Source organism: uncultured Methanobrevibacter sp., assembly GCF_937898925.1.
Taxonomy (GTDB): Archaea; Methanobacteriota; Methanobacteria; order Methanobacteriales; family Methanobacteriaceae; genus Methanobrevibacter.
Genome location: NZ_CALDKF010000004.1, coordinates 16607 through 27496 on the forward strand (window position 1 = coordinate 16607; position 10890 = coordinate 27496).

Annotated in this window: 12 protein-coding genes; 9 read left to right on the forward strand and 3 right to left on the reverse strand. The window is 30.7% G+C overall.

The features are described 5' to 3' along the window. Positions 1-104: 104 nt before the first annotated feature. From Q0409_RS00230 to Q0409_RS00250, 5 genes are all read left to right on the forward strand, one after another. Positions 105-587: an RNA-binding protein gene (locus Q0409_RS00230; RefSeq protein WP_298533809.1), complete on the forward strand. Its 483-nt coding sequence runs from the start codon at positions 105-107 to the stop codon at positions 585-587. 90 nt (positions 588-677) lie between these two features. Next, positions 678-1382: a 2-amino-5-formylamino-6-ribosylaminopyrimidin-4(3H)-one 5'-monophosphate deformylase gene (gene arfB, locus Q0409_RS00235; RefSeq protein ID WP_298533783.1), complete on the forward strand. Its 705-nt coding sequence runs from the start codon at positions 678-680 to the stop codon at positions 1380-1382. A 24-nt stretch (positions 1383-1406) separates the two neighbouring features. Continuing rightward, the gene (tsaA, locus tag Q0409_RS00240) at positions 1407-1799 is read left to right on the forward strand and encodes a tRNA (N6-threonylcarbamoyladenosine(37)-N6)-methyltransferase TrmO (RefSeq protein ID WP_298533785.1); all 393 of its coding nucleotides are present in this window, start codon (positions 1407-1409) and stop codon (positions 1797-1799) included. A 538-nt stretch (positions 1800-2337) separates the two neighbouring features. Further along, entirely contained in the window at positions 2338-2571 is a 234-nt protein-coding gene (locus Q0409_RS00245) for an LSm family protein (RefSeq protein ID WP_067146527.1), read from the forward strand. 222 nt (positions 2572-2793) lie between these two features. After that, positions 2794-2979, forward strand: coding sequence for a 50S ribosomal protein L37e (locus Q0409_RS00250; protein WP_292775557.1), 186 nt, complete (start codon positions 2794-2796; stop codon positions 2977-2979). Positions 2980-3251: 272 nt separating this feature from the next. On the opposite strand, the gene Q0409_RS00255 is transcribed toward Q0409_RS00250, so the two are convergent. Beyond that, entirely contained in the window at positions 3252-3713 is a 462-nt protein-coding gene (locus Q0409_RS00255; protein WP_298533788.1) for a hypothetical protein, read from the reverse strand. A gap of 566 nt (positions 3714-4279) precedes the next feature. On the opposite strand from Q0409_RS00255, the gene rnc reads away from it, so the two are divergent. After that, positions 4280-4948, forward strand: coding sequence for a ribonuclease III (gene rnc / locus Q0409_RS00260; protein WP_298533790.1), 669 nt, complete (start codon positions 4280-4282; stop codon positions 4946-4948). A 75-nt stretch (positions 4949-5023) separates the two neighbouring features. On the opposite strand, the gene Q0409_RS00265 is transcribed toward rnc, so the two are convergent. Continuing rightward, the gene (locus Q0409_RS00265; protein WP_298533793.1) at positions 5024-5287 is read right to left on the reverse strand and encodes a hypothetical protein; all 264 of its coding nucleotides are present in this window, start codon (positions 5285-5287) and stop codon (positions 5024-5026) included. 279 nt (positions 5288-5566) lie between these two features. On the opposite strand from Q0409_RS00265, the gene Q0409_RS00270 reads away from it, so the two are divergent. Further along, a complete protein-coding gene (locus Q0409_RS00270) occupies positions 5567-7042 on the forward strand; it encodes a homoserine O-acetyltransferase (protein WP_298533796.1) in 1476 nt (491 codons plus the stop codon). Positions 7043-7261: 219 nt separating this feature from the next. Further along, positions 7262-8722 carry a sodium-dependent transporter gene (locus tag Q0409_RS00275; protein ID WP_298533798.1) on the forward strand — a complete coding sequence of 487 codons (1461 nt, stop codon included), beginning with the start codon at positions 7262-7264 and terminating at the stop codon, positions 8720-8722. 146 nt (positions 8723-8868) lie between these two features. Here Q0409_RS00275 and Q0409_RS00280 read toward each other — a convergent pair whose 3' ends face one another. Continuing rightward, complete coding sequence (locus Q0409_RS00280) at positions 8869-9465, reverse strand: DUF3800 domain-containing protein (RefSeq protein WP_298533800.1); 597 nt, start codon at positions 9463-9465, stop codon at positions 8869-8871. A gap of 217 nt (positions 9466-9682) precedes the next feature. Between Q0409_RS00280 and Q0409_RS00285 the strand changes: the two genes are divergently transcribed. Beyond that, a complete protein-coding gene (locus tag Q0409_RS00285; RefSeq protein WP_298533803.1) occupies positions 9683-10855 on the forward strand; it encodes an MFS transporter in 1173 nt (390 codons plus the stop codon). The last annotated feature ends 35 nt before the right edge of the window (positions 10856-10890 follow it).

Here is a 10890-nt window from a genome sequence, read left to right on the forward strand (position 1 = left end):
ATTTGACTATTTCATTTTTTTAGCAAAAGATTATTAGAATAAAACACATAAATAATTCATAAGATTTTATTGATCAATGAATAAAAATTAAAAAATTTAAGGTGCTGGTTTTGAAAATAAAAAAAAGATATTTCCTAAAGAAAAAGAAAGTGAAAGCCATTAAGGAAGAGCTTGGAGATTACGGATCTTTCATCAACAACAAGGACACCCTTGAAATGTTGGAAGCAGAGGATTACGACTTCATTTTAGTAAATGGGGAGCCTTACATCATTATGATTAACGGCAAGCCATACCCTACACTTAAGGCTGCATTGAATATCGAATTGGACAGCAAGGTAGTTGTAGTGGATATGGGTGCAGTAAGGTTTGTTACCAAAGGTGCAGATGTAATGAGTCCTGGAATTGTTGATGCAGACGAATCCATTGTGGAAGATGATGTGGTGATTATCGTTGAGGAAACACACAATAAGCCTTTAGCAATGGGAATCGCATTGATAACTGGTCCTGAAATGGTTGAAAATTCAGAAGGAAAGGCTATCAAGTCACTCCATTTTGTTGGAGATGCGATTTGGAACTTGGAAGTGTAAAACCTAAATAATCACTATTTGGTTTCATATTAACTATATGTGATTTTATCTTTAGCTATTTAATTTTATTTTATTTATTTAAGTGATAATATGGTTGAATTGAGAGTAAACGCTGGAAACGTTAAGAATCCTAATGTTCACAAAATAGGAATAATTGCACTTGGGTCTCATCTTGAAAATCATGGTCCTGCGCTTCCTATTGATACAGATGCAAAGATAGCATCATACATTGCTTTTAAGGCTGCTTTAGAAAGTGGAGCTAAGTTCCTGGGAGTCGTTTATCCTGCTCATGAGATAAAGGAAATCAATCATGGAATACATGTTTCCCTAGATGACTTGACAGATGAAATTGTCAATGTATTGAAATCAGCAAAGAAATTTTTGGGAATCAGCAGTGTAGTCATTGTAAATGGGCATGGAGGCAATTTGCCTATTGTTACAAAATTATATGATATTGAAGAGCAAACAGGACTCTTGATTACACTAAACAGCAAGATTATTGAATCTGAAGGGCCTCATGGAGGCTCTGGTGAATTGTCCATGGCAAAGGTATTGGGCATCATCAATGAGGATGAAGTCAAGAACCAGACTGATTTGAGCCAATATGGTGAAGTTGGTCTATTCATGTTTAGCCAAGCAAGGAAAAATGATCCTAACATTGAAGAAGGTGCATTGGACGTTGAAGAAAACGGCGTTTATGTTGATGAAGTTTATGGAAATGAACTCCTAAAATTAGCTATTAACTCTGTATTGCTTGATGTTGAAAAGCAATTGGATTCCCATTACGGATACTGATTTATTGATTTTGAGGATGGTTCTATGGATGAAGAAATAATTTTTAAGCCGATTGGATACATTAAGTCTCCATATGAAGATGTAAGGAACATGCCTAAGTCCACTAGAGAATCCGGGGATGTGGAAGCTGAAATGATCATCAATGAAGAGTATCTTGAAAGCATGTCCAGCATGGAAGTCGGTGAAGAGTATTTGGTTTTATTCTATTTCCATAAGTCAGAAGGATTTAAGCAAAGGGTTCCTTTTATGGGAAATGGGCCTATTAAAGGATTGTTTTCAACTCATGCTCCAAACAGGCCAAATCCTATTGGTGTATCTACAATAAAGATAACAGAAATTGAAGGAAACGTAATAAAGTTCAAAGGGGTTGACATGTTGAATGGAACTCCTGTTCTTGACATAAAGGATATCTTATAATTTTTCTTATCTTTTCTGTATTTTCTTTTTATTTTCTTATTTTTCATTCTTTTCTTATTTTAATAATAATTTATTATTCTTTTTTCTATATTGGATAATTTTATTTATTTTCATTTGAAAATAGGGATAGATATTAGCTATTTAGCCTATTTAGGTACAAACCTTTATATACTATATAAAATATATATTATAATAATATTAATTAGGTTTAGCTATATTATTATTGATTATTTTCAAATCTTATTGGAATTTAATAATTTTTAATAATTTTTAAGATAATTTTGGTTTTTTAATTTTATAGTTGATCTTATTAATTTATTAATTTTTAGAAAAATTCTAATAATAGAGATTTTGTGTCTAAAACATATTGTCTTTTATTTTTTCTAAAAAATTCCTTAACTACTGGTATAATACTTTAAAATAAATATTCTTAATTGATATTTGTTTTAAAAAGAGGCTTAATTATCCTATTTGGATTAGAAAAATAGTTAAGTTTATATATTATACAAACATATTTAATATAGTATAGGTGATAATCATGAGCGGACAACAAAATGTTCAAAGACCACTTGACGCATTAGGAAAAGCAGTAAATTCTCCAGTTTTGATTAAACTCAAAGGAGAAAGAGAATTCAGAGGTATCTTAAAAAGTTTCGACTTACACATGAACTTAGTTCTTAATGATGCTGAAGAATTAGAAAAAGGAGAAATAATGAGAAGATTAGGTACTGTTCTCATTAGAGGAGACAATATTGTATACATTTCTCCATAGAAACTTAGTTTCTTATTTTTTCTATAAGTTTTTCTTTGTTCTACTCAATAAAGATTATTGAATTAATTATTTATTAGTTAAATTAGTTTGTTTTATAAATTAATTTAATTAATTATCTATTTTATGTTCTTATTTTAGATAAGACAATTCTATAGACTATTTCATATAGTCTGCTGTGAAATTTATTATTATTGTTTATGATTGATTTAGGAGGAGATAGAAGTGAAAGGAACTCCATCAATGGGTAAAAAGAATAAAAAGACCCATATTAGATGTAGAAGATGTGGTAAAAACTCATACCACGTACGTAAGAAAGTTTGTGCTTCTTGTGGATTCGGTAAATCCAGTAAAATAAGAAGATACAGTTGGCAAAACAAAAAACCTACCACTCGTCAAAGATTAGTATAGGTTTGCCATAGCTATTTAACTTTATAAAATTTATTTGAGATAATAAAAGCGAATTATCCAAATCAAACTTTTAAAAAAGTTTGATCAAAACTTTTTTCTTAAAGCTAATTATCTCAAAACACTTACTATTTTTTATTATTTTTATTTCATATAGTCTATTTTAGGTATTTTAAATTATTTTTTTATTATTTTATGAAAATAAGTAGATTATATTTTAATCAATGAAATAAGTGTTTTTTTTTTAAATATTGAAAAAAAGTAGTTTTTATTGTTTATTGAAAATCAGCAATAACCTGATCTAACTCATTTTGAAGCTTTTTCAATAATTTCACATTTTTTCCTGTTTTATCTAGAATAATGGTCATTATCTTATCAACTTCATTTTCTTGGTAGTTTGGATCTATCTCTTCACTCACACTGTCCCATAGCTCAACAGCCCAGTTTTTCTTGCCATTGTAAACCTGGTCGATTAGTGTCAATTTGCCGTTTTTCAGTCTGAATAACCTAAAGTCCTGTTTGGGATTGGATTTCTTTCCTTCCTTATTGCAGTCAAGATATAATCCATCAGAAAACTCAGTTTTATAGTCTCCTGCCTTAACAAATTCACCAACGAGTGAAAATCCATTCAACACGCTTTTGTCTAATCCAGTAACGGTTTTAACCCATCCACCAGTAGCTCTAAAGTTTATTGAAGGATCAATATTTGTTATCTCTTCACACCAATTAAGAAGCATTTTTATTCTCCAAGTTAATCAGTTAAATTTAATTCATTTTCATTTATTAATAATATGTCTTTTAATTTTAGTAAAATCCAAGATAAAAATTATATTAATACAAGATTAGCTATAATTTTGCCTTGTTCCTTTAATAAGGGATTAAAAATATATTATTTTAAAAAAGCATAAAAAATAATTCTTTAATATCCTTTAAATTCTGATTTAAATCTTTAAGCCGAAGCTTAAACCTGATTTTCAGCAATTTAATATAATTTAAAAAAAATGTGTTTTTATGCTTGTTGAATTATATTTTATAATTTTATTTATAAATGGATTATTCGAGAGCATTTGAAAACTAATATTTTTTATAATGCTTATAAAAAAAGGATATTTTATATACTATGTTTAACAAACATTAAACTAAGTATAGTTTTTTAACATGTGTATAGTGTGATTATGATAATTTAATATTAATATTGAATTTCTAATATGGTAATATTAAATTATTATAATAATTCATCTTAAATTCACTAAAAACTATTTTTAAAGCTATATATGGATAAATTAACACTTGAGTGAATTAAATGAAATTATTGGAAAAGTTTGATATTGTACCAAATAACGAAGAGTTATATGAGGTAGCTTTTACTCATTCTTCATACAGCGCTAAATATAACTTGGATTATGATTATGAAAGATTAGAGTTTCTTGGGGATTCCGTTTTGAATATGCTCACTTCAGAATTCCTCCAGAATATGCATCCTAAGTTCAGTGAAGGAAAATTGACTAAGCTTCGAGCTAATTATGTCTGTCAGAATGCTTTGATTGTATATTCCCATGAGAATAACTTGGATAAATGCATTAGGTTAAACTTGGAAGACAATGCACTTACTGATAATGAGGTAATCTCAATCACTGCAGATGTCTTTGAGTCTTTTTTAGGAGCGATTTATCTTGATCAAGGCATAGAAAAGGCTAAAGAGTTTCTCGAAAAAACAGTCTTCCCCTACATTGAAGCAAAAACAGTCTTTTTCTATGATTATAAGTCTACAATCAAGGAATATGGGGATGCTAAAAGCGTCAAGGTTTGCTATGAATTGCTAGAAGAGCATGGTGCTCCTCATGATAAGACCTTTGTAATGAGAATCTTGATTGATGGGGTTGATTATGGTCATGGTGTTGGAAAAAGCAAAAAAGAGGCAGAGCAATTGGCTGCTAGTGAAGCTATTGATAAGCTACACATTGGAAAATAATAATTAAGTTGAATTGTTATTCTAAGAATAGTTGTTCTATGAAAAATAGATTTTAAGAATAATTAAGAAAATCAACTATTCCTCTTCATATATCTCAAGACAAATGTCATAAATTGTTTCTAAATCCTCTTTCAAATCGAATTTTATGTTTTCAGGATTCTTCTCATTGAAGTGATTTATAACCTTCTCTTCATCTATTTCATGATTATCTATTAGATCCATGATAATTTTAGATACGATTTTGCTTGTTTCAACGGTTATTGCATCATTGAACAAAAGCTCATATAATTCAATCAATAAATCAGTATTGTTAAATTCAATTGGATTTTCCTTAGTCATGAGATAATTCCTAATTTTTATTATTAAATGATTATATATGGGTTATATTTATTAATATTTGCTATTTTCTATATAATACATTTATAAGTAAATATAAATAGTATTAGGATATATATAAATAATGCGTAATACTTATATACATTAAGAAAGATTCAGTTCTTATTAACTAACTATACAAAACTGAAATAATATTAATTCAATTAATAAATACTAGCTAGCTGTTGAATAGTATGCTGAATTATTTAAAATTCAGTATTCTTAAATTTAAGGTAATTGAAAATGAAACAAAATACTGTTGGTAGAGTTATAACAAAATACTTCTCTATTGAAGAGGATTTGAAGTTAAGCTCTGGCAAGACCCTTAGCAATGTGGAACTTGCTTATGAAACTTATGGTGAATTGAATTCCGCTAAATCAAATGCTATTTTAGTCTGCCATGCACTTACTGGGGATGCACATGCTGCAGGTAAGTATACTGGCAACAAGAATGAGAAGCCAGGATGGTGGGAGATGGTTATAGGTCCTGGAAAGGCATTGGATACAGATAAATACTTTGTAATCTGTTCAAATGTGTTAGGGGGATGTAAAGGTTCAACCGGTCCAGCATCAATCAATCCAGAAACTGGAAAGAAATATGCTCTTGATTTCCCGATAATCACCATTGAGGATATGGTTCATGCACAGAAAAAGCTTATAGAATATTTGGGCATAGACAAGTTATATGCTGTTATTGGAGGTTCTATGGGTGGAATGCAGGCATTGCAATGGACTGTTTCCTATCCTAATATGATGAAAAAGGCAAGTATAATTGCTACAACTGCAAGGTCTTCCCCTCAACAAATTGCTTTTAATGAGGTAGGTAGGCAATCCATTATTCTAGACAATAACTGGAATAGGGGAAACTACTATGATCAGGAATATGCTCCAAGATCTGGTCTTGCAGTAGCACGTATGATAGGACACATCACTTATCTCTCTGATGCTTCAATGTATCAGAAATTTGGAAGAGACTTGCAGGACAAGACAGAACTCAGTTATGACTTCACAGTCGATTTTGAGGTTGAAAGCTACTTGCACCACCAAGGTGAGACTTTTGTAAGGCGCTTTGATGCTAATTCCTATTTATACATTACAAAAGCAGTGGATTACTTCGATTTGGCAGTTGAAGGTAACTTAGCTGAAGGTTTAAAGGATGTTGAGGCTAAAATACAAGTCATTGCTGTTGATTCAGACTGGCTTTACCCAGTAGACCAATCTAAAGACCTATTGGCTGCACTTCAAACCAATGATGTTGATGTAATCTATAATGAAGTCAAGTCTGACTATGGTCACGATGCATTCTTGCTTGAAAACGGTCAAATGAACTTCCTTTTATCTAATTTCCTATCTGAACATCATGTTGGAGATGTTATGAAAACAGAAGTTCCTACAATTTGCATTGATTCAACCGTTAAGGAAGCTGCAATTATCATGTTTGACAATGAGATCACTCATTTGCCTGTTGTCAATGATGATAAGACTTTAGCAGGAATCGTTACTGCATGGGACTTGTCCAAATCAATTGTAGAGGACTGTAGTGAATTAAGGGAAGTAATGACTAAAGATGTCAGAACCTGTAAATCAACTGATGAGATTGAGGATATCGCAAGATTGATGAAAAAATACAATATATCCTGCTTGCCAGTTGTTGATGGAGATGACTTAAAAGGTCTTATTACAACAGATAGGATATCACATCTTATTTCAAATTACTAATCCCAGCTTTTGAGCTAAAGCTCAAAACCTGGACCAAAATTCTTTCCTCAAGTGGGAGTAAATTCTTTTTTATTTTTAACTTTTTTTATTCATTTATTTTTTAATTTTAAAAATTTTTATCTATTTTTCTCATTTTATCTTAATTCAATAAATAATAAAGTTAAGTTTTTATATTTATATTAATAAAAATATTAATAATTGATTTTAGGATTTAATATCATGAGTGAAAAATTAGAGTGGGATAGTTCCCTATCATTTATATTTGCTATGATTGGAGCTGCCGTTGGTCTAGGAAACATTTGGAGATTCAGTTATGTATTGTATTCCAACGGTGGAGGATCATTCTTTATTCCTTATTTTACTGCCATAGCAATTATGGGAATCCCTTTTTTAATACTTGAATATGGTGTGGGATTCAGTTTTAAGGAATCCTTTTCGAAGATTTTAAAGGATATCAATGAGCGGTTTGAGTATATAGCTTGGGCGCTTGTTCTTTTTGTATTTATAGTTACAATTTATTATATGGTTATTCTGAGTTGGGATATGGTATATCTTCTAAGCAGTTTCACATTCAGTTGGGGTGCTGATACAGCGGCTTACTTCACAACCACTGTTGGTGGAAGTTCCGATTTGGCTAGTGCAGGATTCTTGCTTGTCCCTACAACCATTTGTGTAATCTTGATGTGGATAGTTTTATGGTACATTTCCCATAAGAATGTTGACGAAGGTATCGGTAAGGTTTCAAAAGTATTGATTCCAGCATTATTTGTCATAATGGCAATCATTGTTGTTTATGCATTGACTTTACCAGGGCATATGATTGGTGTTGATGCTCTCTTAAGGCCAAGATGGTCTATGCTTTTGGATATCAATATTTGGCTAGCTGCATTCGCTCAAATCATTTTTTCCTTAAGTATGGGTCAGGCAATTGCCTTGACTTATGCAAGCTACTTGCCGAAGGCTTCCAAATTAACCGATAATGTGCTTATTGTAGTTGCTTCAAACTCCTTGTTTGAAATATTCACTGCATTTGGTGTATTTTCAATCCTTGGTTACATGTCCCTTCATTCAGGTATGGCAATGACCAAATTGGTGACTGAAGGTACAGGTCTTGTATTCATTGTTTTCCCAATGATCTTTAATATCATGGGTCCAATAGGTAGGATTTTAGCACCGTTGCTGTTCTTGGCTATTCTATTTGCAGGAATAACCTCTGCATTAGGGTTCTTTGAACCAATGCTTTCATCCACAAGTGCTAAATTTAACTTAGGCAGAAGAAAAACTGCAGGTATTCTATCAATAATCGGATGTGCATTTTCAGTGCTGCTCACTACTGGAATCAGCAGTTATCTGGTTGGAATCATTGACTCATTTGTTAACCAGTTCGGTATCTTGTTATTGATTGGAGTCCAATGTGTCATATTCGCTTGGTTCTATAAGCTTGATGATTTGGTTCCTATATTGAATGAGAATGGACACTTAAAAGTAGGTAAATTATGGAAATTCGTAATCAAGTACCTATTGCCAATTGTACTCTTTGCAATGTGGATTTACGGTATGTATGAACTCTTTATGAATGCAGCAACATTCGAGTTGATTATTGATTTAATCATTATGGTGTCTGTTTTAGCATTCAGTATCATTTTAACTAGATTAAGCCCAAGAGAAGATGAAAGTTAGTCTTTTTAATTTAATAGAAAATAAAATATTTAAGTAATGAAGTACAAATAATATTTTATAAGATTTGAAAGGTAAACGTATCCCTATTAGGGATTGTCCCAATTGGGGCGAGTAAATTCCCTATAGGTTCTTCTTTTCTTTTATTTTTATCTTTCAAATAAAATTTTCACATTACTATTTTTAATTAATTTTATAAATTCTTCATTGTTTTTTTCATAATTTTGAAAATAAGACCATGAAATTATATCAATAATTTGTAATCCTTTTGAATTAGTTGATGAAAGATGAGAAATTTCAATAGGAAAATTTAAGTTATTATTTAAATTTTCAATAAAATACTTGTCAAAAAGTTTAATATCACTATGTTTAGTTTTTGATTTATCGATTATAATGCTGGTCTTTTGCTTAATAGTAATCATTTTAGCCAATTCTGATGCAATTATATCATATAATTCATTATTATTTGAATATTTAATTTTATCTTTATTTTCTTTATTAAATACTATTATCACGGCTTCATAGTCAATATTTTCAAGTCTTTTTAAAATTTTTTTAATAATATAATTAGGTGTATTATTTCCTTTAATTTCATTAGAATTACGTAGTTGTTTTTTAAATATTCTATTAATTTTATTAATTATCCTTTCTAAATCGGTTTTATTGGATGAAATTATTGCAGAAATAATAAAATACTTTGAATCTTTCCCTAGATCCCCGCTTTCATCAATATAAATATAATCCATAAGTTAATATTATGATTTTTCGTTTATATATTTAATTAATCTTCTATACGATGTTAATTTTTCATTTAAGGTATAATTTACACTTTAAATATAATATTATAATTATTTAATTAAAAAATAATTAAATAAAGGATTTTTATGAAATTAATTTTTAATTTAAATTTTTTTTAAAAGATAATTAAAAGTTTTAAATAAATAAAAATATAAATAATATTTAATGAACGCTATAAAAACTTCCAATCAAAACGAGGATAAGATATTTACAATAGACTTCTTTTTAATCTTCGGTGCATTGCTATTTTCAGCTCTTGTAATGTATGCATTGATGTCTACAGTTACTGAGTATGCCACATCTATGGGTACAAGTGCAACTATAGCAGGACTTGTATCTGGAATATACATCTTTGGAGGACTTTGTTCAAGAATTTACTCTGCAAATGCACTTGAGAGAAGGGATTGGAAGAAATTAGCCATTATTTTCTTAAGCATTCACTTTTTAGCATGCATTTTCTACTTTTTTGCAAATAATGTAAGCTTGCTTTTGATTGTAAGATTCATTCATGGGCTTGGATTTGGTGCTTCTGCAAATGCTATTGTTACTATAGCAAGTGCAATATTGCCTAAGAAACGCTTTGGAGAGGCATTTGGATACTTTATGCTTGGAACTACAATTGCTGTTGGACTAGGCCCTTACATTTCAGGATTTTTCTATGACAATTGGGGCTCTTTTGGTTCATTCTCTCTTGCAACCGCCTTTGCTTTTCTTGGATTGTTATGCATACTTCTTTTGGATATAAGCAAATATGAAATTAAGCATAATAGTGAGATAGAAAATAGTATGTACAGAGATAAAACTCCTAATAATGCTATTTTAGAAGAAAAAGGAAGAATCAGAGGAGTTATAGATAAGATATTTGAAGTTCCGGCTATACCTGTTTCCTTATTTACAGGACTTACAAGCCTTGGATATGTTTCCATATTGTCATTTTACAGATTGTATGCTGTTGAAGTTGATTTGGTAGGTGCATTTTCCCTATTCTTTATTATCTATTCAATTGTTCTTGTGGCTTCAAGACCTATTGCAGGAAGAATTCAGGATAATTATGGTGATAAGATTGTCTGTTTCACTGGAATCATTGCACAAGCCATCGGGCTCTTTCTAATCGCTTGGATTCCTTCTGCAATAACAGTTTTCATTTGTGCAGTTTGTGCAGCGCTTGGTTTCGGTACACTTAATTCAGCTTGCACAGCTATTGTGACAAGGGACACATCAGCAAATCGCCGTCCTGCAGCTTGTAGCCGGACAGAGCGTTCTTCACGGAGTGGTAAGCATCGTTGGGAACCAGGACGCAGCCCTGATCGAACTCGATGGTGCCCTTGTAGTTCTTGATGATACCGGCAGCGGTGATCACATCGCCGACCTTC

Bases quoted from the DNA above. Each gene is read 5' to 3' on its own strand.
- arfB (WP_298533783.1), top strand. From the start codon at position 678: ATGGTTGAATTGAGAGTAAACGCTGGAAACGTTAAGAATCCTAATGTT.
- tsaA (WP_298533785.1), top strand. From the start codon at position 1,407: ATGGATGAAGAAATAATTTTTAAGCCGATTGGATACATTAAGTCTCCA.
- Q0409_RS00245 (WP_067146527.1), top strand. From the start codon at position 2,338: ATGAGCGGACAACAAAATGTTCAAAGACCACTTGACGCATTAGGAAAA.
- Q0409_RS00255 (WP_298533788.1), bottom strand. From the start codon at position 3,713: ATGCTTCTTAATTGGTGTGAAGAGATAACAAATATTGATCCTTCAATA.
- rnc (WP_298533790.1), top strand. From the start codon at position 4,280: ATGAAATTATTGGAAAAGTTTGATATTGTACCAAATAACGAAGAGTTA.
- Q0409_RS00265 (WP_298533793.1), bottom strand. From the start codon at position 5,287: ATGACTAAGGAAAATCCAATTGAATTTAACAATACTGATTTATTGATT.
- Q0409_RS00270 (WP_298533796.1), top strand. From the start codon at position 5,567: ATGAAACAAAATACTGTTGGTAGAGTTATAACAAAATACTTCTCTATT.
- Q0409_RS00275 (WP_298533798.1), top strand. From the start codon at position 7,262: ATGAGTGAAAAATTAGAGTGGGATAGTTCCCTATCATTTATATTTGCT.
- Q0409_RS00280 (WP_298533800.1), bottom strand. From the start codon at position 9,465: ATGGATTATATTTATATTGATGAAAGCGGGGATCTAGGGAAAGATTCA.
- Q0409_RS00285 (WP_298533803.1), top strand. From the start codon at position 9,683: ATGAACGCTATAAAAACTTCCAATCAAAACGAGGATAAGATATTTACA.